Source organism: Acidobacteriota bacterium, from assembly GCA_028875725.1.
Classification (GTDB): Bacteria; Acidobacteriota; Thermoanaerobaculia; order Multivoradales; family Multivoraceae; genus Multivorans.
Map to the genome: position 1 here is coordinate 431,424 of JAPPCR010000015.1, position 19,825 is coordinate 451,248.

Annotated in this window: 17 protein-coding genes; 2 read left to right on the plus strand and 15 right to left on the minus strand. The window is 68.2% G+C overall.

Annotation, left to right across the window (positions count from 1 at the left end):
* Nucleotides 1–252: 252 nt before the first annotated feature.
* Complete coding sequence (locus tag OXI49_13340; GenBank protein ID MDE2691495.1) at nt 253–1,530, minus strand: acyl-CoA dehydrogenase family protein; 1,278 nt, start codon at nt 1,528–1,530, stop codon at nt 253–255.
* Between the two features lie 366 nt (nt 1,531–1,896).
* Between OXI49_13340 and OXI49_13345 the strand changes: the two genes are divergently transcribed.
* Nucleotides 1,897–4,626 carry a TonB-dependent receptor gene (locus tag OXI49_13345; protein MDE2691496.1) on the plus strand — a complete coding sequence of 910 codons (2,730 nt, stop codon included), beginning with the start codon at nt 1,897–1,899 and terminating at the stop codon, nt 4,624–4,626.
* Between the two features lie 83 nt (nt 4,627–4,709).
* Here the strand turns inward: OXI49_13345 and OXI49_13350 are convergent, their stop codons facing one another.
* The 10 genes from OXI49_13350 to OXI49_13395 form a co-directional block, all read right to left on the minus strand.
* On the minus strand, nt 4,710–5,246 hold the full coding sequence (locus OXI49_13350) for a DUF3341 domain-containing protein (protein MDE2691497.1): 537 nt from the start codon (nt 5,244–5,246) through the stop codon (nt 4,710–4,712).
* Complete coding sequence (gene nrfD / locus OXI49_13355) at nt 5,243–6,640, minus strand: polysulfide reductase NrfD (protein MDE2691498.1); 1,398 nt, start codon at nt 6,638–6,640, stop codon at nt 5,243–5,245. Before nrfD ends, OXI49_13350 begins: the two co-directional genes overlap by 4 nt.
* Complete coding sequence (locus OXI49_13360) at nt 6,637–7,338, minus strand: 4Fe-4S dicluster domain-containing protein (protein ID MDE2691499.1); 702 nt, start codon at nt 7,336–7,338, stop codon at nt 6,637–6,639. Before OXI49_13360 ends, nrfD begins: the two co-directional genes overlap by 4 nt.
* Nucleotides 7,335–9,713 (minus strand): molybdopterin-dependent oxidoreductase, encoded by a 2,379-nt coding sequence (locus tag OXI49_13365; GenBank protein MDE2691500.1) that lies wholly within the window; start codon nt 9,711–9,713, stop codon nt 7,335–7,337. Before OXI49_13365 ends, OXI49_13360 begins: the two co-directional genes overlap by 4 nt.
* A 7-nt stretch (nt 9,714–9,720) precedes the next feature.
* Entirely contained in the window at nt 9,721–9,966 is a 246-nt protein-coding gene (locus OXI49_13370; GenBank protein MDE2691501.1) for a cytochrome c3, read from the minus strand.
* A gap of 504 nt (nt 9,967–10,470) precedes the next feature.
* Nucleotides 10,471–11,082, minus strand: a complete 612-nt coding sequence (locus tag OXI49_13375; protein ID MDE2691502.1) for a glutathione S-transferase family protein — start codon at nt 11,080–11,082, stop codon at nt 10,471–10,473.
* Nucleotides 11,079–11,882: an enoyl-CoA hydratase-related protein gene (locus OXI49_13380; GenBank protein ID MDE2691503.1), complete on the minus strand. Its 804-nt coding sequence runs from the start codon at nt 11,880–11,882 to the stop codon at nt 11,079–11,081. The genes OXI49_13375 and OXI49_13380 overlap by 4 nt, the downstream gene beginning before the upstream one ends.
* Nucleotides 11,883–11,898: 16 nt before the next feature.
* Entirely contained in the window at nt 11,899–13,917 is a 2,019-nt protein-coding gene (locus OXI49_13385) for an ATP-grasp domain-containing protein (protein ID MDE2691504.1), read from the minus strand.
* Between the two features lie 21 nt (nt 13,918–13,938).
* Nucleotides 13,939–15,570, minus strand: coding sequence for an acyl-CoA carboxylase subunit beta (locus OXI49_13390; protein MDE2691505.1), 1,632 nt, complete (start codon nt 15,568–15,570; stop codon nt 13,939–13,941).
* A 68-nt stretch (nt 15,571–15,638) separates the two neighbouring features.
* On the minus strand, nt 15,639–17,240 hold the full coding sequence (locus OXI49_13395) for an AMP-binding protein (GenBank protein MDE2691506.1): 1,602 nt from the start codon (nt 17,238–17,240) through the stop codon (nt 15,639–15,641).
* Nucleotides 17,241–17,298: 58 nt separating this feature from the next.
* Here OXI49_13395 and OXI49_13400 point away from each other — a divergent pair, with 58 nt between their 5' ends.
* Nucleotides 17,299–18,288: an MBL fold metallo-hydrolase gene (locus OXI49_13400; GenBank protein ID MDE2691507.1), complete on the plus strand. Its 990-nt coding sequence runs from the start codon at nt 17,299–17,301 to the stop codon at nt 18,286–18,288.
* A gap of 21 nt (nt 18,289–18,309) precedes the next feature.
* On the opposite strand, the gene OXI49_13405 is transcribed toward OXI49_13400, so the two are convergent.
* The 4 genes from OXI49_13405 to OXI49_13420 are packed head-to-tail and all read right to left on the minus strand — an operon-like array spanning nt 18,310 to nt 19,818.
* Nucleotides 18,310–18,570, minus strand: coding sequence for a DUF4160 domain-containing protein (locus OXI49_13405; protein ID MDE2691508.1), 261 nt, complete (start codon nt 18,568–18,570; stop codon nt 18,310–18,312).
* A 24-nt stretch (nt 18,571–18,594) separates the two neighbouring features.
* The gene (locus tag OXI49_13410) at nt 18,595–19,152 is read right to left on the minus strand and encodes a serine O-acetyltransferase (GenBank protein MDE2691509.1); all 558 of its coding nucleotides are present in this window, start codon (nt 19,150–19,152) and stop codon (nt 18,595–18,597) included.
* A 7-nt stretch (nt 19,153–19,159) separates the two neighbouring features.
* Nucleotides 19,160–19,534: a type II toxin-antitoxin system VapC family toxin gene (locus tag OXI49_13415; protein ID MDE2691510.1), complete on the minus strand. Its 375-nt coding sequence runs from the start codon at nt 19,532–19,534 to the stop codon at nt 19,160–19,162.
* Complete coding sequence (locus OXI49_13420; protein ID MDE2691511.1) at nt 19,531–19,818, minus strand: ribbon-helix-helix protein, CopG family; 288 nt, start codon at nt 19,816–19,818, stop codon at nt 19,531–19,533. The genes OXI49_13415 and OXI49_13420 overlap by 4 nt, the downstream gene beginning before the upstream one ends.
* Between the last annotated feature and the right edge of the window lie 7 nt (nt 19,819–19,825).

Here is a 19,825-nt window from a genome sequence, read left to right on the forward strand (position 1 = left end):
CGGCCGCTGAGCCGCGACCACCGGCAACGTCCAGCCCGGGCGAGCGCCGGAAGGCCGTCCCAGCGGGCTGGAGGCAAGCGTCTCCCCATGCCGCTCCACGCACCTCGAAAGCCACGCAGCGCAGCCGACCGAAGCGAGCGCCGACACCCCACCAACCAGGAAAGCGCGAGCGGCCGCAGGGACGGCCTTCCGGCGCTCGCCCGGGCGGGTGTAGCCGACGCCGCCGCGCCCTCGCGCCGCTGGTGACGCCAACTAATTCGCGGCGCTCTCCTCCTCGGTGTACCGCCGCAGTTCGGCGCGGCCGACGACGAGGTGATGGACCTCGTCCGGGCCGTCCGCGATGCGTAGCGTCCGCTGACCGGTGTACATGTCGGCAAGCGGCGTCCACTGCGAGACGCCGGTGGCGCCGTGCATCTGGATCGCCTGGTCGATGATCTGGCAGGTGCGCTCGGGGATCATCGCCTTGACGGCGTGGACCCACACCCGCGCCTCGCGGTTGCCGAGAACGTCCATCGCCTTGGCGGCGCGCAGGACCATGAGACGCATCGCCTCGATGTCGATGCGGGCGCGCGACACGACCTCGATGTTCTTGCCGAGCTGGATGATCGGCCGGCCGAAGGCCTCGCGGGACATGCCGCGCTTGACCATCAGGTCCAGGGCCTTCTCCGCCTGGCCCACGGACCGCATGCAGTGGTGGATGCGGCCCGGACCCAGCCGGAGCTGGGAGATCTCGAAACCGCGGCCCTCGCCGAGCAGGATGTTCTCCTTCGGCACGCGCACGTTGTCCAGCTTGATGTGCATGTGGCCGTGGGGCGCGTGGTCGTGGCCGAAGACCTTCATCGGCCCCAGGACATTCACACCCGGGGTGTCCATCGGCACCAGGATCTGGGACTGCTGGCGGTGCGCCGGCCCGCCCGGGCTGGTCTTGACCATGCAGATCATGATCTTGCAGCGCGGGTCGCCGGCGCCGGAGATGTAGTACTTCTCGCCCTGGATCAGCCACTCGTCGCCATCGAGGGTCGCGCGTGTGCCGATGTTCTTCGCGTCCGAAGAGGCCAGGTTCGGCTCCGTCATGCCGAAGCAGGATCGGATCTCGCCGTTGAGCAGCGGCTCCAGCCACTTCTCCTTCTGCTCTTCCGTGCCGACGCGCTCGAGCACTTCCATGTTGCCGGTGTCCGGGGCGCTGCAGTTCATGCACTGCGAGGCGAGCGGGTTCTTGCCCAGTTCCTGGGCGATGTAGGCGTAGTCGAGGTTCTTCAGGCCTTCGCCCGTCTCGGCGTCCGGCAGGAAGAAGTTCCACAGGCCCATCTCCCTGGCCTTCGCCTTGGCGCCGTCGAGCAGCTCCAACTGCCCCTCGCCGTAGCTCCAGCGGTCCTCCCGCCCTTCGCCGCGGCGGTAGTACTCCTCGGTGATCGGCTCGACGTAGTCGGCCATGAAGTTCTTGACCTTCGTCAGAAGCGGCTTGGCCCCCTCGGACATCGAAAGGTCGTACAACTCGGCGTCGATGCCGAACGGATCGAGATCGGGCATGGCTCTCTTGCTCCTTCTCCCAGAAAGACAGGGCTCTGTGATTTGAGGCCGTGAAGCTATCGCAGCCGGCCGGCAGACGCCACAGTCCGGGCGTCCCGGTCGCCACTTCGGACGGCCGCCTGATTCAAGAACCGGAATCCGGGATCCGAATCATGGATCCGCCGGATCCAGAGCCTCGTAGGAGATCCGTCCAGGGCAGTGAATTGCCATCTTGGAACGTCTGAGAGCCAACCAGGGTCCGAAATCCAGAAACCCGCGCGGGAACAACACCAAACGGCTTGATCCGGTGCCTCGCCGCCCTTCGTCACAACAACTGGCATCCGCCTTGCTCAACGGACTTGCGCCCCACAACAGGAGGGACCTTCCGTGTTGTCACATCTTCAAACCGAGCACCGAAAAAACCGCACCGGCCTGAGCCGAAGCGCGGTCCTCGGTCTATGCGCCGCTCTGGCGCTTGCTTTCCTGGCCGCCCCGACGGCCGCTCAACTCACGGGCCGGCTGGCCGGACAGGTCATGGACGCCGACGGCACAGCGCTTCCCGGCGTCACGGTAACCGTCAACTCGCCCAACCTGATGGGCTCTCGAACCGACTTCGCGAACGCCGACGGCGGCTTCAGTTTCCCCAGCCTGCCGCCGGGCGTCTACACCGTCGAAGCCGAGTTGGATGGCTTCATCCCGCAACAACGGACCGAGGTCGAGGTCCGACTGAACCGCGTCACCGAAATCCACTTCTCGATGCCTGCGGGCGAGTTCGGTGAAGAAGTGATGGTCGTCGCCGAAACTCCCGTAGTCGATCCCGAACAGGTGTCGACCTCGCAAACATTCGGCGCCGAGTACCTCAAGAAAGCCTCTATCGGCTCGGCCAACCGGAGCTACCAGAGTGTGCTGACCGACGTCGGCGGCGTCGCGGGCGGATCGAACCCGAACGTCTTCGGCTCGACTCTGGGCGAAAACTCCTTCGTCGTGGACGGCGTGAACACGACGGATCCGGTCACAGCGACCTGGAACATCAACATGAACTTCGACACGGTCCAGGAGATCAACTTCGAGACCAGCGGATTCGAGGCTCGCTACGGAAACGCGACCGGCGGCGTGGTCAACGTCGTCACGAAGTCCGGCGGCAACTCGTTCTCGGGCAGTCTGGACGTGCGCTACCGCGACACGGACTTCAACACCAGCGGCGAACACTTCGACACGGACGACAACGTCGTCGAGTTCCAGGAGACGGCCGCCACACTTGGCGGTCCGATCCGCCGGGACGAACTCTGGTTCTTCGCCGCGGCCAACCCGGTGAGATCGAAGAACACCCCCACCGAGTCGCCGGCCACCCGCGACTTCGAAGGCATGAACCTCAACGGCAAGCTGACGTGGCAGGCCAGCCCGGAGTGGCAGCTCACCGGCCGGTACATCGGCGAAGACGCAACGATCACCAACGCGAACGCTTCCCGCTCCGTGGCGCCGGAAGCCACCCGCTACCAGGAGCAGCCGAAGACAATTCTCGGCGTTGACGCGCTCGGACTGTTGACCTCGAACCTGCAGTGGCACATCAAGGCCGGGACGGTCCGCGGCGAGCTGAACTCGTTCCCGCAGAGCCGCGACTTCGACACGATCGGTCACGTCGACTCCTTCGGCGACGGCTCGCGTTCGGTGAACTACACGAACCAGCAGTTCTCGACCCGCGACCGGGACGACCTAACGACGAATCTGGTCTGGTTCACCGATGGCGCCGCGGGCGACCACGAAGTCGAGGTGGGTGTGGAGTACGCCAGCAACTTCTTCGCCACCCAGAACAACGCCACCGGAGGCGGTTACTCGTTTGGCGACCGTTTCGGCGCGCCCTACACGCTCCTCTTTTCGCCCATCGAGTCGCCGGCCGAGAACGACGGCAGGCAGTTCACCGCGTACGTCCAGGACACATGGCGCGTACTGCCGAACCTGACGCTCAAGCTCGGTCTGCGCCACGATGAAGTCGCGTTCGAGAACGACATCGGCAACGAGGTGGCGGCCCTGTCCAAGCTGCAGCCGCGGTTCGGGATTGCCTGGGATATCGGCGGCGACGCCAGGACAGTCGCTCGCGCAAACTGGGGCCGCTTCATGCACCCGAACGCCCTCACGCTGCCGAGCTTCGCGAGGGTCAACCAGTTCCCGACGGTCCGCTGGATCTCCTGCTCGTCGTTCCGGCCGCAACTGGGCGCGAACTGCCGCGACGCGTACCCCGGTGAACAAACAGTCGGCGGCCTGACCTTCTCGAACTGGATCGCCGACCCTGCAGGGTTTGATCCGAACGGCTGGTTCTACAACAGGGTGTTCTCGAGTACCGCGAGCAGGATCTCGGCCGCGCTCGAGCCGACCTACGCCGACCAGTGGAGCGTCGGCGTCGAACGCGAACTGACCCGACGCACATCGATCGGCCTGACCTACATCACCAAGGAGACCCTGGACATCTTCGAAGACACCTGCAATGGCAACCTGCCGGCGCCGGCCGCCGGGGCGGACTGCGATTTCTACGTCATGGCGAACCTGCCGGGACTGGTGCGCGACTACAGCGGCTTCGTCCTCGACTTCGAGTCCCGCTTCACGGACTGGTTCCACGTTCTCGCTTCGTACACGAACTCCCAGTCCGAAGGAAACGTCGGCTATACGCAGAACGCCGGGGTCGATTTCGACATCTATCCGGACCACTTCGAGAACACGTACGGGTATCTCTCGGACCACCGGAGGCACCGGGTCAAGGTGAACGGCTTCGTCGATCTGCCGCTCGACTTCGGGCTGGCGGTCGAGGGTTTCTGGTCGTCCGCGGGCGTCTACGCGCCGACGGTAGCATCCGAGACCTACGGCCGTATCTTCACGGAGCCGCGCGGCAGCCGGGAAGCGAACGACCGCTACGGCATGGACGTCCAGGTATCGAAGGGCTTCATCTTCGGACGCGACCTGCGCTTCGAGCTGATCGGCGCGGTGTTCAACGTCTTCGACGAAGAGCAGGTCACGACGGTCTGCACACGAGTCGAGGGTTGCGCGGGCGGCCTGGATCTGGATGCAGCCACGGCGTACGTGCAGCCGCGGCGCTTCGAAGCGGGAATCCGTTTCGAGTTCTAGTAGCCATGTAGCCGTTCGCTAGCCCGTCAGTGGGCAGCGGACGGCCAGGGTCCGGCGTCTCAAAAGGGGCGAGGCGCCGGGCCCTATCCCACCTCCACGGCGGAAGCACGACTCAGGTCGCGCAGCGGGCCGGCCTGCTCTTCGCTCAGGCCGTGGACCCGCAACAACAACCGACCGTTCGCGACGTGGTGGTCCAGATCCGAAGCCCGGCCACGGCCACTCCGGATCGCCCGGCCCGGGAGCAGGCCACCCTCCCAGAGCACGCGCAGGACGGTCATGATGATCAGCCCGAGCGCCGTGCCCTCGTACGTCACCACGCCTATTGGCGGCCCGGCGACGATCGACATGCCGCCGGTGGGCAGCGGATAGGCCAGCGCCGTGCCGGCCGCCAGGCCGAAGGCGGTGAGGCCGCCGAGGACCGCGCCGGACAGGGCGAACAGCAACACACGGGACTTCAGCTTCGGCAGCGGCAGTTCGCCTTCTTCCAGCGGCGCCGGACTCCGCACTTCGACCTGCGAGGCCGCGACGCCCGACTCGAGCGCGGCTTCGACGACCGCCCGCACGTCCTCGACGCGCTCGTAGGCGGCTTCGACCACATGCCGCTCTGCGGCCGCCGTCATGCCCCACCTCCGCCAGGTACCGGTGCCGCCGTCCCCGAGGTCGCCGCGGCGTCCGAAGTCGCACCACCCGCTTCGCCACTTCCCCCGTGCCGCCAGCCCTCCCGCATCTCCCAGACGGAAACGATCGGCAGCAACTGAGTGAACGTGAAGTAGAGGCAGGCGAAGACACCGACCGCTCCGATCATGATCCCGAGTTCCACCCAGCTCGGCATGTAGTCGCCGATGCTGTAGGCCAGCCGCGGCGTCGACAGGGCCGGCACGACGATCAGGAACCGTTCGAGCCACATGCCGACGAGCACGCCGCAGCCGACCAGGGCGGTCGGCAGCGGGCGCCGGCCGCGCGGGAAGGAGAGCACGGCGACCGGAATCACCAGGTTGACCACGACCATCGTCCAGAACGGGACCGCGAAGTCGCCGTGCAGCAGGACGTGGTGCACGTTCTTCTCGAACAGGTCGCCGCTGTACCAGACGGTCAGGTGCTCGGCGAACGTGAAGTAGCCCCAAACCAGGGACATCGTTACGAACAGGAGCCCGAGGTTGTTGAACACCCGGTCGGTCAGGAAGCGCTCGAGCGCGAGGCCGCGGCGTAGCAACGCCATCGCGATCATCAGCACGGCGATCCCCGAGAAGATCGCGCCGACGACGAAGTAGGGCCCGAAGATCGTGCTCTTCCAGCCCGGCGTCTGGGTCATCGCGAAGTCCCAGGACACGATCGTGTGAACCGAGACGGCCACCGGGATGATCGCCACCGCCAGGATGCGGATCCCCCACTCCAGGCTGTGCCACTGCTGCGCGGTGCCGCGCCAGCCGAGCGCCAGCACCGCGTAGAAGCGCTTCTTGAGGCCGGCCGCCGCGCGGTCCCGCATCACCGCCGCGTCCGGAATCAGGGGAAGGAACAGGTAGAGCGCGCTACCGATGATGTAGGTCGTGATTGCGGCAATGTCCCACACCAGGGGCGAGCGGAAGTTCGGCCACAGCATCCGGCTGTTCGGGTACGGGATCATGTAGTAGAAGATCGCCACCCGGCCGAGGTGAATCAGCGGGAACAGGCCGCCGATCGCGAGGGCGAACAGGGTGATCGCCTCGGCCGAACGGGTCACCGGCCGCCGCCACTCCGCCTTGGTTACTCGCAGGATCGCCGAGATCAGCGTGCCGGCATGGCTGATGCCGATCCAGAAGACGAAGTTGATGATGTAGAAGCCCCAGAACACGGGCCGGTTGATGCCGGTGACGCCGATGCCGTTCGCGATCTGGTAGCCCCAGCAGTAGATGAAGACCAGAGCCAGCGCGCCGCTGGCGAGGGAACCGACGAGCAGACCCGGACGCCGGCGGTCGAGACGGCCGAGCAGTTGACCGTCGAGGACGGCGGCCGAGGGCTGGGACGCCGCCGTCACTCGGCCGGCTCCCGCCACTCGGAACCACTCAGGTAGACGACTCCGGGCCGCGTATCGAGATCGCCCAGCAGGCTGAAGGCTCGGGGCGACTCGGCCCACTTCGATACCTCGCTGTCCGGATCCTCGAGATCGCCGAACGCGATCGCCTTCGTCGGGCAGGACTGCTGGCAAGCCGTCTTCACATCGCCGTCCGCGACCTCACGCTCTTCCTGCGCGGCTTCGTCCTTGCCGGCCTGGATGCGCTGGACGCAGAATGTGCACTTCTCCATCACGCCGCCGGGCCGAACGCTCACGTCGGGGTTCAACTGCGAGTCGAGCGGCGCCGGAAACTCGGCGTCGAACCAGTTGAAGACGCGCACGGTGTACGGGCAGTTGTTGGCGCAGAACCGCGTGCCGATGCAGCGGCTGTACACCATCGCGTTCAGGCCTTCCGGGTTGTGGTACGTCGCGTAGACCGGGCAGACCGGCTCGCAGGGCGCGGCGCCGCACTGCTGGCAGAGCACCGGCATGAAGCGCGTGCGGACATCGGGGAACTCGCCCTCGTAGTAGCGCTCGATCCGCAGCCAGTGCATCGTCCTGCCCTCGCGGGCCTGCTCCTCGCCGACCGTCTGGATGTTGTTCTCGGCCGCGCAGGCAACGACGCAGGCCTCGCAGCCGGTGCAGCGGTCGAGATCGATGGCCATGCCCCAACGCGTCATGCCTTCTCCTCACGGGTCGCCGCGGCAGCCGCGCGCCGGGGCCGGCCCAGTCGGCGCACAAGGCCGCGTTCCTCCAGCGCGGCGTGCGCCGGGCTGGAGTCATGCGGCGCCCAGCCGACCGGTATCTCCTCGGCCTGGCGCAGGCCGCGGCCGTAGATCACCGGCCGCTCGCTGCGCCGAGGTCGGCGCAGCCGTTCAAGCCGTACGCGCAGATCGCCTCGGATGAATGCGTCGGCGCCGGCCACTCGACGGTTCGGATCGAGCAGGCCGTTCACGTTGACGCCCCGGCCGCGGGCGTAACGGCCGAAGTCCGTGTGACCACCGCCGACCGGCACGCCGATGGTGCCCGGCCGCACCGTCGGCAGAACGATCGCCGGCAGTTCGATCTCGGCCGCGGTTCCGGTGAGGCGCACGATGTCGCCGGTGCTGATGCCCAGGCGATCCCCGTCGGCCGTGGCCACCTCAACCCAGGATCCCCACATCACCGTCGATAGCGGGTCCGGTAACTCCTGCAGCCACGGCCGGTTGGCGCCGCGGCCATCGCCCAGCTTCAGCGACTCGAACGGAATCAACGTGAAGGACTCGACGCCCGCCGGGGCGGCCGGCGGCGGCAGCGAAGCCGGATCAGCGACCCCGGCCGGAGCGTCGTCCCCGGCGGCCGGAACCGGCGCGCGCCTCATCTCTTCGGTCCCCACCAGGCCGCCGGCATCGGTCGTCCGCCGCACGAACTGCCGGGCGTTCAGCGCGCCTGCGATCAGCGACGCCGGCAGGGCGACCGGATCGCTCGCGTCGTCGCCGGCCGCCCTCGTCGCCGCGAAGGCTTCGCTCAGCGCCGACTCGACCGCCTCCTGGAAGCCCGGCCAGGGCGAAGCGCTGCCGGCCGCCGCGGCCAGCGCCAGCGCCACATCGCCGGGATGCCGCGCCTCGCCGCGCGGCGCCACGGTCGGCGACGCGATGAGCAGGGCCGGAACGCCCCGCACCGGATCCGGCTCCACCGCCTGGAAGCGCTCCAGGTCCGTCTGGACTGGCAGCACGACGTCGGCCCGCAACGTCGTGTCGTCGAAGAAGGCGGAGCAGGCGATCACCGTGCCGGCGGCCTCGAAGGCGGCCTCGAGGCCCGGCATTCCGTGGAGCGGATCGGCCTCCGACACGACGACAACGCCTGATTCGCCGTCCCCGAGCAGCCGATCCGGCAGCGCCCCCGGCCGCAACGCTGCGGCGGCGTCGCCGGCCAGCCGGTCTTCGAAACCGAAGTCGATGCCGGCCAACACGCCGCCCTCGCGGCCCACCGAGCCCAGCAGCAGGTTGAGCGCCAGCGCGGCGGCACCCGCGGCGACGCCGTTCTCGCCCTCGAGCGCCGATCCGCCGACCATCACCAGCGGTCGACGGCCGCGTGAGAGCTCGGCGGCAAGCCGCTCGATCCGGCCGGTATCGATACCGCAGCGCTCTGCGGTCGCGGCGAGGTCGGGCGGCGCTTCGGGATAGAGCGCCTCGTAGGCGGCTCGCCCCTCCTCCCCGACCGTTCCCGTTCCGAGGAGGATTCCGGCCAGGCCGCGCGCGAAGAACCCCTCGCTTCCCGGCCGTACCGGCAGCCAATCGTCGGCGTTCGCCGCGGTCAACGAGTGGCGCGCCTCGACCTGCACCAGCTTGCCCCGCCGGTCGGCGGTCAGTTCGGCCCAGGAGCCTGCGAAATGAGCGGCGCTCCGCCAACCGTCGAGGAAGGGCGCACCAATGCTCAGCACGTAATCGGCTCGGGCCAGATCGTAGGCAGGCCGTATCGACTCGCCGAACGCGAGCCGCGTGGCCTCCCGCTCGACGACGGTGTCGGCCGGCTGCCAATGAACCGGTGGCGGCGCACCGATGGTCGCGGCGAACCTCCGCCAAAGGCCAAGAAGCGGCCCAGACGGCGCACCCGCGACAACGGTTGTCGCATCAGGCGCGGCCGCGATCGCCGTCGCCGCGGTTTCGAGCGCCTCCTCCCACGAGACAGGCTCCAACTCGCCCGAGGACCCCCGTCGCATCGGCTCCGTCACCCGGTCCGGGTGATACAGCTCCTGCAGCGCCGAGTGCCCCAGCGCGCAGACACCGCCCGCGTTGACGAACCCCGACGGCAGCCCCTCGATCTTCTTCGGCAGCCGGTCGACCGTTCGCACTTCGATCTCACAACCGGCGCCGCACTGCTCGCAGATCGAGCGCCGCCACACGGAGGCGCCGGGCAGAGCCGTGCTCCGCCGCACCGGCGACTCGATCAGTTCCTGGTCACGCTGCCGACAGCCCTGAAGCACTGCCACCCCGGCCGCGGCGTAGACCTTGAAGAAGTCCCGCCGCCCGATCGTGACCCGCGGTTCGCCGCGCTTGCCGTTGCCGCTGCTCATCGCATCCTCACCGATGGCACGCCAGGCAGTCGTCACTGGCCTCGTTTTCGCGGTGGCACTCGACGCACCAGCCCATGTCGGCCACATTCCGCACCGGCTCGGCCACCGTCATCGAAGCCACGTCACCGTGGCACGTCAAGCACTCGACCCCCGCCCGCGCATGGGCCCTGTGGTTGAAGTGCACCATCGCCGAGTCGGGAATCACATTGACCTTCGCCCACAGGATCGGCTCCCGGTTCTCATTCGCGAGCATCGCTTTCTGGACTTCAGGGTGATCCGGAATCTCCCGCCGATGACAACCCGCACAGGACTGCACCGACGGCATCCCCGCATGAACCCCCTCCTCAGCACCCCGATGGCAACGAACGCACTCCAACCCGGCCTCGATATGAACCTGGTGGTCGTACGCGATCGGCTGCTCGGGAGTAGGCAGGTTCTGCCTAGGCCCACAACCCACCACCAAAGCCGCGGCAAGCCCAGCCAAGCCGACAACGAAACGCCGAGCCCAGACACCGCCAGCCAAGCGGCCCTGGACCGCCGACGCCGTCCAGCCTGGGCTGGCACCGGATGGCCGTCCCAGCGGGCTGGAGGCAAGCGACTGCCTACTTGTTCCAGAGACCTCCGACCTCTCGCAGCGCAGCCGACCGAAGCGAGCGCCGCCTTCCCATCCTCCCGGAGAGCGCGAGCGGCCGCAGGGACGGCCATCCGGCGCCAGCTCAGGCGTGTCCAGCCGACGCCGTCTCACCGCGGCCGCGCCTCAGACCTCTCGGATCCGCTGGTACGAGGGGACTTCCTGCAGCCGCGTCCAGTAGCGCCGCACGTTCTCGCCGAAGTCGTCGATGCCGAGCGACTCCGCCAACTTCAGGCCGTAGCCGACGCAGATGTCGGCGATCGTGAGGCGGTCGCAACACAGAAAGTCACGGCCGTCCGAGGTCGCCGACTCGACCAGCCGCAACCGGCCCAGGAACCACCGGCGGTAGTCCTCCGCGACCTGCGGCACCCTCCGCTCCTCGGGCTCCAGCCGCGTGTAGCGCAGGAACAGCGTCTGCGGGAAAGTCAGCGTCGCGTCGCTGTAGAACAGCCAGTTCAGGTACGCGCCGTACTCCGGGTCGTCCACGTCGACGGCGAGCGGCGTCGGACCGTAGCGGTCGACCAGGTACTTGGCGATGCCCGAGGACTCCGTCATGTGAACGTCGCCGTCGATCATGTAGGGAACCGTGCCGAGGAGGTTGGTCCCCAGGTAGTCCTTCTTGAACACCCGCGGCGGGAAGGGCAGCACATGTAGGTCGTAGTCGATGCCCATCTCCTCCAGCGTCCAGACTGCACGCAGCGACCGGGCGCCCTGGCAGTGGTAGAGCTGGATCGTCACGAGGACTCTCCGCCGGACCCGACGGCCGCCGCCCAACTCGGCTTGCGCTTCTCGCGGAACGCCGCCATGCCCTCGGCCGCCTCCTCGCTCTGGAACATGCGCCGGCTCCAGCCCTGGGTCAGTTCGAACCCCTCGGCGAGCGAGATGTCGGGAACCGCCCGGACCAGCTTCTTGCACTCGACGACCGCGTTCGGGCCGCCCAGGTTGATCGCGTCGATCTCCTCCTGGACCGTCGCCATCAACTCGTCGCGCGGCACGGCCTTGTGGGCCAGGCCGAAGTCCACGGCCTGACGACCGCTGAAGCGGTCCCCGGTCAGGAAGAGCCTCATGCCGTGGTGCGGCCCGAGCTTGCGCAGGCAGACGACGGCGATGATCGCCGGGATGACGCCGATCCGCACCTCGCTGAAGCTGAACATCGCCTCTTCGGCGGTGATCACGAGATCCGAGGCCGCGACCATGCCCAGGCCGCCGGCGAAGGCGTGACCGTTCACCGCGGCGATCACCGGCTTCTCGCCTTCCCAGATCGCTGTCAGCACGTCCGGATAAGGCACGATGCGCTCCGGCTCGCTCTCACCCGGCTGCCGCTTGAGATCGGCGCCCGAGCAGAAGCCTTTGCCGGCGCCGGTGATCACGATCGAGCGCACGTTGTCGTCGGCCTGCGCCGCGGCAACGTGGTCGTAGACCTCGGTAACCAGCGTCGGCGACAGTGCGTTTCGTCGCTCCGGACGGTTCAGCGTGATCCAGGCGGCGCCGCTCTTGACCTCGTAGAGCGTGCACTCCGTACCAGGCTGGTTCGACATGCGGATCCTCCTCGCGTCAACGCCCCGCGACCTGGGCGGCGTCCTCGTCGATCACGACGAGCAGCTCGCCGTTCGCGACCTGCTCGCCCTCGGCGACGCGAAACTCCGAGACCGTGCCCGGTGCAGGCGCCGTCACGCGGTGCTCCATCTTCATCGCTTCCAGGACCAGGAGGAGTTGACCCGACTCGACCCGATCTCCAACCGCCACGTGGGTCGTGATCACCTTGCCCGGCATCGGCGCGGTCAGACCGCCGGCGACGGCCTCCAGGCCGGCGACGGGGAAGCGGGGCAGTTCTCGCAGTTCGACATCGCCCTCCGGACCGTGCACGAGCCAGCGGTCGCCGCGGGAAGTGACGGTCGCCCGCAGCCTGCGCCCGTCGATGACGACCTCGACACCGTCCCCGGTGCGCCGCCGGAACTCGACCGTGTGCTGGCTCGAATCGCCCTCTCCCGCCGTGGCGCGCGTATCGAACCGGCCGTCGCGCTGGATCCGGTACTGGATCTGGAGCGCATCGCCGGCGCCGGTCTCGAAGTCGGCCCGCTCGTAGGGCATGACCGTGTTGCGCCAGCCGCTCCTGATCGTCGGATGGATGCGGGCCGCCTGCCGGCGATCGTGCTGGGCGGCCATGACCGCGCAGATCCCCGCGGCGACCACCTCGTCGGCCGACGGCAGGCGCACGGTTTCCGGCGCCACGCGCTCGATGAAGTCGGTCGTCGTGTCGCCGGCCAGGAACTCGGGCGACCGCAGCGTCGCGACGAGGAAGTCGCGGTTGGTCCGAATCCCCTGCATCCGCGTCGTCTCGAGCACCCGGGCGAGCCGGAGCGACGCCTCGCGCCGGCTCGGCGCGCCGACGATGACCTTGGCGAGCATCGGATCGAACTCGATGCCGACGTCGCTGCCGCTCTCGACGCCCGAGTCGAACCGGGCGTTCGTGCCCGACGGCGGCTGCCAGCGCTCGATCCGCCCGGTCTGGGGAAGGAAGTCGTTCGACGGATCCTCGGCGTAGAGCCGCGCTTCGATCGCGTGGCCGCCGATCGCCAGGTCGTCCTGGGCGAAACCGAGATGCTCCCCCTGAGCGATCCGTAACTGCTCGCGGACCAGATCGAGCCCGGTGATCTCCTCGGTGACCGGATGCTCGACCTGCAGACGGGTGTTCACCTCCAGGAACCAGAAGTCGGTCGGGGCGGAGCCGTCCGCCGGCTGCTCGACCAGGAACTCCACCGTCCCTGCCGAGGCGTAGCCGATCGCCTGTCCGGCGGCCACCGCCGCGGCCCCCATGCGCGCCCGCAGGTCCTCGCTCACGACGGGAGACGGCGCCTCCTCGATGATCTTCTGGTGGCGGCGCTGGATCGAGCACTCCCGCTCGAAGCAGTGGACGAGGTTGCCGTGCAGGTCGCCCAGGATCTGGATCTCGACGTGGCGCGACGAGGCGAGCCAGCGCTCCAGGAACACGGTGCCGTCGCCGAACGCAGCCGCCGCCTCGCGGCGAGCACCCTCGACAGCAGCGGCGAGTTCCGCCTCCGACTCGACCACCCTCATGCCGCGGCCGCCGCCGCCCGCCGCCGCCTTGACCAGGGCCGGGAAGCCGACTTCCGCCGCAGCAGCAGCCAGGTCGCTGTCTTCTCCGAGTTCCACCGCCTCCAGCGTCGGCACCTTCGCCTCGCGCATCAACTCCTTGGCCGAGAGCTTGTCGCCCATCGCGGCGATCGCCTCGGGCGACGGCCCGACCCAGACCAGGCCGGCCTTGGTCACGGCGCGGGCGAAGTCCGGGTTCTCGGACAGGAAGCCGTAGCCGGGATGCACCGCGTCGGCGCCGGTACGAGCGGCCGCGGCCAGCACCTTCTCGATGTCCAGGTAGGTCTCGGCCGACGACCGACCCTCGAGCGCGATCGCTTCGTCGGCCTCGGCCACGAAGGGTGCATCGGCGTCGCCGTCGGCATAGACCGCGACCGTCGCGATCCCCATGTCGCGCGCCGAACGGAAGATCCGCCGCGCGATCTCAGCCCTGTTGGCGACCAGGAGCCGCGTGATCATGCCGCCCTCAACACGACGCCGCTACATCCTGAAGACGGCATAGCCCTTCGCCCCCTCGACTGCCCGGCTGTGGCAGGCGGACAGCGACAGGCCGAGCACGGTGCGGGTGTCGCGCGGGTCGATCATGCCGTCGTCGGAAACTCGGGACGTCGCGTAGAGACCCAACGAGCGCTTCTCGGCCCAGTGGATGACGCCGGCCGCGCGCTTTCGGTCGGCCTCCTCGTCGAAGGGGATTCCGCGCCGCTTCGCCGCCGCCCGGGTGACGATCGTCATCACGCCGGCCATCTGCTCCGGACCCATGACCGCGATCTTCGCGGTCGGCCAGATGTACGTGAACCGCGTGCCGTAGGCGCGGCCGCTCATGCCATAGTTGCCGGCGCCGTAGGAAGCGCCGACGATCACCGAGAGGTGCGGCACGGTCGAGTTGGCGACCGCGTTGATCATCTTCGAGCCGTTCTTCGTGATCCCGCCCTGCTCGTAGTCGGTGCCGACGATGTAGCCGGTGATGTTGTGCAGAAACAGCAGCGGCACGTCGATCTGGTTGCAAAGCTGGATGAACTGGGTCGCCTTCTCCGCCGACTCGGAGAACAGCGCGCCGTTGTTGCCCAGGATGCCGACCGGGTAGCCGTGGATCGAGGACCAGCCGCAGACGATCGTCGGCCCGTAGAGCGGCTTGAACTCCTCGAAGCGGGAACCGTCGACGACCCGCCCGATCACCTCGCGGATGTCGAGCGGAGAGCGCAGGTCGCGGGAGACGAGGCCAAGCAGTTCCTCCGGATCGAGCACCGGGTCGTCGGGCGGCAGGCTCGGGCCGGGGCCTTCCTTGCGCCAGTTCAGGTGGTGGACCACGTCGCGCAGCAGGCGGATGCCGTCCATCTCGTCCTGGGCCAGGTAGTCGCCCAGTCCCGAAACGCGGCAGTGCATGTCCGCGCCGCCGATGCTCTCCGGTTCCGCGTCCTCGCCGGTCGCCATCTTGACCAGGGGCGGCCCGCCGAGAGAGACCATCGCCTGGTTCCTCACGAAGATGTTGTAGTCGCTCATCCCCGGCTGGTAGGCGCCGCCAGCGGTGGAGGCGCCGAAGACGATCGACACCGTCGGGATCCGCATCTTGGAGAGTTCGGAGATCTCGTAGAAGAGCCGGCCGGATTCAGCGAAGTGGCCGACCGTGCGCTTCGTCTGCGCATCCGGATCGTCGCCCGTGTTGCCGCGCAGGTCGGCGCCCGCCGACTCCACGAACTGGACGTAGGGGAGCCGGTTGACCCGCGCAATCTCGAGACCGCGCATCAGCTTCTTCGAGTTGAACTCGTTGAAGGCGCCGGCCCGCACCGACGGGTCGTGGCCGAGGATCACGCACTCCGTGCCCGAGATGACGCCGACGCCGAGCACGAAGCCGGAGCCCACCGTGTAGTACGAGTTCCAGGCCGCCAGCGGCGAGATCTCGAGGAAAGGGCTGTCCCGGTCGAGGGCGTTCGCCACGCGCTCGCGCACCGGCAGCCTGCCCCGGCTGCGCAGGCGGTTCATCGCCTCCGGCCCACCGCCTCCGGCCACCTGCTCGAGCAGGTCGTTGACCTGGTCGATCTGCTCCAGGATGTCGGCGCGGTTCTTCCTGAACTGCTCCGAGCGAACGTCGACGTTGGATCTGAGAGCCTGCATGCGAGAACGCCGCTAGCAGCGGAGCGGCGACAAGAAGTCTGCGTGAAGAGCGGCGATCATGTCAGATCTCAGGCCGCGCTGTAGGCTCCCTTCCGCCACTCCTCCACCAGGACAAACTTCTGGATCTTCCCGGACGGCGTGAGCGGGAACTCATCGACCCGGTACCAGGCCTTCGGCGTCTTCTGCGGAGACAGGTTCTCGCGGCAGTAGGTGTGGAGTTCCGCGTCCGAGACCGGGTCGGCCGGGTCGGCGTCGCGGACGAAGGCGCCGACGATCTCGCCCCAGCGCTCGTCCGGCAGGCCCACCACCGCGACGTCCGCGACCTGCGGGTGCTCGAACAGCAGCTCCTCGATCTCGCGCGGGTAGATGTTCTCGCCGCCGCGGATGATCATGTCCCTCAGCCGGCCGGTGATCGTCGTGTAGCCGCGGTCGTCCATCGTCACCAGGTCGCCGGTGTGGAGCCAGCCGTCCTCGTCGATCGTCTCGGCCGTCTTGTCCGGCATCTCGAAGTACCCGAGCATCACGAGATACCCGCGGCAGCAGAGTTCGCCCGCGTCGCCGATCGGCACGGTGGCGCCGGTCTCGGGGTCGATCACCTTCATCTCGGTCTGCGGCAGGACCGGGCCGAGGGTGTTCGCCTTGTCCTCCTCGCTGTCGTCCGGCTTCATCAGCGTCACGCCCGGCGACGCCTCGGTCTGGCCGTAGATGATCGAGAACTGCACGCCGAGCGTGCTCTCGATCCGCCGCACCAGGTCGGCGGGCACCGTCGCGCCGCCGGAGCAGACGGTGTGGATGGACGACAGGTCTCGGCTCGCGAAATCCGGATGCTCCATCACGGCGATCAGCATCGTCGGCACGCCGAGGAGGTGGGTGGCGCGCAGCTCTTCGACCAACGCCAGCATGAGCCCGGGTTCGAACATGACCAGGTTGACCAGGGTCGCCTGCTGCTGGCATGGACCGAGGACGCCCAGCACGCAACCGCCCGTGTGGAACAGGGGCATCGGGTTGACGTAGGCGTCGCCAGGCTTGACACCGAGGCGTTCGGCGGTGAAGCGCGCGTTGTTCGTGATTCCGCGGTGATGGAGGTAAGCACCCTTCGGGAAGCCGGTGGTTCCCGACGTGTACTGGATCTGCACCGGGTCGTCCGGACTCACCTCGGGGAGCTCGACGTCTTCGGTGGCGGAGGCCACGAATTCCTCGAACTCGTCGAACGGGATGATCTCCCTGAGTTCCGGCAGGCCGTCCGCCACCTGCTTGAGAGACTCCTCCATCGGATTGCCGCGGAACGAGCGCAGGTAGAAGATGCCGGACGACCGCGACTGGCGCAGCACGTACTCGAGTTCCTTCGGCTGGTACGCCGGGTTGACCGTCACCAGGACCACGCCGGCCAGGCCCGCGCCGTACTCGAGCAGCACCCACTCCGGGATGTTCGGCGCCCAGACCGCGACCCGCTCGCCCTTCTCGAAGCGCGCCGCCAGCGCCCGCGCCACGCGCTCCGCGTCGGCCAGGAGTTCGGCGTAGGTCCAGGACCGCCGCTCGCCCGGCACGCCCTCGATCAGGGCCACGGTGTCCGGGGCCGCGGCCGCGGCTTCCCGGAGAATGCCGCCGACGGTCGTCTCGAGAACGGGTGAACTCGTGTCGGCGGGAACGTGGCTCTCGGTCAGCGGCATCGTTGGTCTCCTCTCGTTCCGGACACGGAATCGTAGCCGCTTGCTACCCTCCGCGCCCATGACCAACAAAGTCGCCGAGAAAGTCCTCGACTCGCTCTACCGGGTCGTCGTTCCGTTGCCGCGGAATCCGCTCAAGGAAGTGAACTGCTACGTCCTCGCCGGGGACGACCGCTGGCTTGTCATCGACACGGGAATGAACCGTCCCGAGTGCCGGGAGGTCCTGACCGCCGGCCTCGACGAGATCGGCGTGGACCTCGAGAAGACCGACTTCCTGGCGACCCATCTCCACGCCGACCACCACGGCCTGATTCCGGAACTGCTGCGGCCCGGCCGAACCGCGTCGATGGGCGCCATCGACGCCGCCTCGATGGGTCGGGCCCACGGCGGCTGGTCCGAGGACAGCCCGATGGGCGTCTATCTCAGGCGCAGCGGCTTTCCGCCCGAGGAACTGGCCGAGTCCTTCAAGCGGCACCCCGGCGCGCGCTTCAGCGGCCGGATGATGGAGTACGCACCGCTGGACGAGGGCGACGTGATCGAGATCGCCGGCTACCGGCTGGAGGTCATCGACACGCCGGGGCATACCTTCGGCCACATCTCGCTCTACGACCGGGCCAAACGCCTTTTCATCGCCGGTGACCACATCCTGGGCGACATCACGCCCAACATCCAGGCCTGGGCCGACGACCACGATCCCCTGGGCCTCTACCTGGACAGCATCGCCAAGGTCGAGGCGCTCGACGTCGACCTCTGCCTGCCAGGCCACCGGAGTCTCATCCACGACTTCAAGGGCCGCTGCCGCGAACTCCGTGAGCACCACGAAGTCCGCGGCCAGGAAGTCGTCGACATCCTGCGCGCGAACGGCGGCCGCAACGCCTACGAGACCGCCAGGGAGATGACCTGGGACATCCGCGCGAGGTCCTGGGACGACTTCCCGATCATGCAGCGCTGGTTCGCGACCGGGGAAGCGATCGCGCACTTGCGCTGGCTGGAGGACCTGGGAGAGCTGCAGCGGGAAGACGCCGGCGAGCGGATTCTGTACAGCGCCTGACGGCGCCATCGAATCCAGCACTCACTCCAGCGGCGCGATCTTCCCCAGGTCTTCCGAGCGCTGCCCGCGCTTCCAGGCCTGCCGCAGCTCGGCCCGGTGCAGGTCGGCCCATTCCATCACCAGGCCGAGGGCGCGCGGCGGGAGGCGGCCCTTCAACATGGTCAGCTTCTCGATGCCGATCAACGCAACCGCGCCGCCGTATCGGACGTGGAAGTGGGCCGGAGGCGTGTCTCCACACTCCATCTCGACGATGATCCCGTAGAAGCGACTGACTTCATGCATCAGAGCGGCGGCTCCTCACTGTTCTCAAGGGCGATTCCCAAGCGTACCAAGGCCCTCCGCGCCACCGGCGGCTTCCAGCGCCAGGCCCGCGGTCGTCGTGACCTTGGTGCCGGCCGGGATGTCCTCGGTCACGACGCAGTTCACGCCGATGAAGACGTCGTCGCCAATCTCGATCTCTCCGATCAGGCGACTGCCGGCGCCTACGAAGACGTTGTCGCCGAGGGTCGGCATCTGGTCCAGACGCCTGCCGGTCGGGGCGCCGATCGTCACCTGGTGGAGCAACGTTCCGTTTCGCCCGATGCGCACGCCGTTGCCGATCACCAGGCCGATGCCGTGGCTGATGAACAGGCCCGGTCCCATGCGGGCCCCCGGCGCGATGTCGACGCTGTTCAGAAACAGCGACAGCCGGGCGACGAACGGCCCCACGACCGGGATGCGACGGCTCTTGAACCAGTGGGCAATCCGGTAGAGGACGACGGCCTGGTAGCCGTTCTCGAAGAGCAGCGACTCGAGGACATAGAAGGGGAACGGCTTCGTCTTGATCGCGCGCAGACGGCGCGTGTCCTCGCGCAGGTTCTTCAACACGGGGTTACTGGACGATCTCCAGCTCGGGTACATCCGCAAAGTCGCGCTCGTTGAGCGTCCAGAGCGCGGCGCCCTGAACCAGGGCGCACGCCGCGATCGCGATGTCCGCCTGGCGGCGGCGGGGCCGCGAGACGACTTCGTAGATCTCGGCAGCTCGGGCCGCGGCCTCGGCGTCGAACGGTACGGCAGCGGCGGCCGGCAGGATCTGCTCCTGCGCCAGTCGCTCCGCCACCGTTCGCGGTCCGCGAAGCCACTCGTACAGAACCAGTGTGGAGATGCACAAACGGTGGCCGTCCTCAACGAAGGACATCAGCCGGTCAAACGAACGGTGAGGAGGAACGAGAGCGTCCACCAGGGCCGAGGTGTCAAGGTGAATCATCGCCGATCGGAATCGCGGTCCCAGCCGACGCGACGGGATTCGCGGATCTCACGCAACTCGGCCTCGACCGCCTCCGCCGAGCCCGTCACGTGCGCGCTGCGCAGTCGGCCGAGCACTTCCAGCATCCTGAGCCGCTCGACCTCGCTCAGCCTGTCGCAACGGGCCGCATAGTCGGCGATCGCCTCGCGAACGATCTGGCTTTGAGGTTTGCCGAGCCGCTCCGCCGTTCGCCGAAGGCGCCGGACGGTAGCTTCGTCGAGCGAGTAGGTCGCACGTACCACCATAAGGTGG

Bases quoted from the DNA above. Each gene is read 5' to 3' on its own strand.
- OXI49_13365 (MDE2691500.1), bottom strand. From the start codon at position 9,713: ATGAGCAGCGGCAACGGCAAGCGCGGCGAACCGCGGGTCACGATCGGG.
- OXI49_13420 (MDE2691511.1), bottom strand. From the start codon at position 19,818: ATGGTGGTACGTGCGACCTACTCGCTCGACGAAGCTACCGTCCGGCGC.
- OXI49_13415 (MDE2691510.1), bottom strand. From the start codon at position 19,534: ATGATTCACCTTGACACCTCGGCCCTGGTGGACGCTCTCGTTCCTCCT.
- OXI49_13340 (MDE2691495.1), bottom strand. From the start codon at position 1,530: ATGCCCGATCTCGATCCGTTCGGCATCGACGCCGAGTTGTACGACCTT.
- OXI49_13380 (MDE2691503.1), bottom strand. From the start codon at position 11,882: ATGTCGAACCAGCCTGGTACGGAGTGCACGCTCTACGAGGTCAAGAGC.
- OXI49_13395 (MDE2691506.1), bottom strand. From the start codon at position 17,240: ATGCCGCTGACCGAGAGCCACGTTCCCGCCGACACGAGTTCACCCGTT.
- OXI49_13370 (MDE2691501.1), bottom strand. From the start codon at position 9,966: ATGCTCGCGAATGAGAACCGGGAGCCGATCCTGTGGGCGAAGGTCAAT.
- OXI49_13350 (MDE2691497.1), bottom strand. From the start codon at position 5,246: ATGACGGCGGCCGCAGAGCGGCATGTGGTCGAAGCCGCCTACGAGCGC.
- OXI49_13390 (MDE2691505.1), bottom strand. From the start codon at position 15,570: ATGCAGGCTCTCAGATCCAACGTCGACGTTCGCTCGGAGCAGTTCAGG.
- OXI49_13405 (MDE2691508.1), bottom strand. From the start codon at position 18,570: ATGCATGAAGTCAGTCGCTTCTACGGGATCATCGTCGAGATGGAGTGT.
- OXI49_13360 (MDE2691499.1), bottom strand. From the start codon at position 7,338: ATGACGCGTTGGGGCATGGCCATCGATCTCGACCGCTGCACCGGCTGC.
- OXI49_13400 (MDE2691507.1), top strand. From the start codon at position 17,299: ATGACCAACAAAGTCGCCGAGAAAGTCCTCGACTCGCTCTACCGGGTC.
- OXI49_13385 (MDE2691504.1), bottom strand. From the start codon at position 13,917: ATGATCACGCGGCTCCTGGTCGCCAACAGGGCTGAGATCGCGCGGCGG.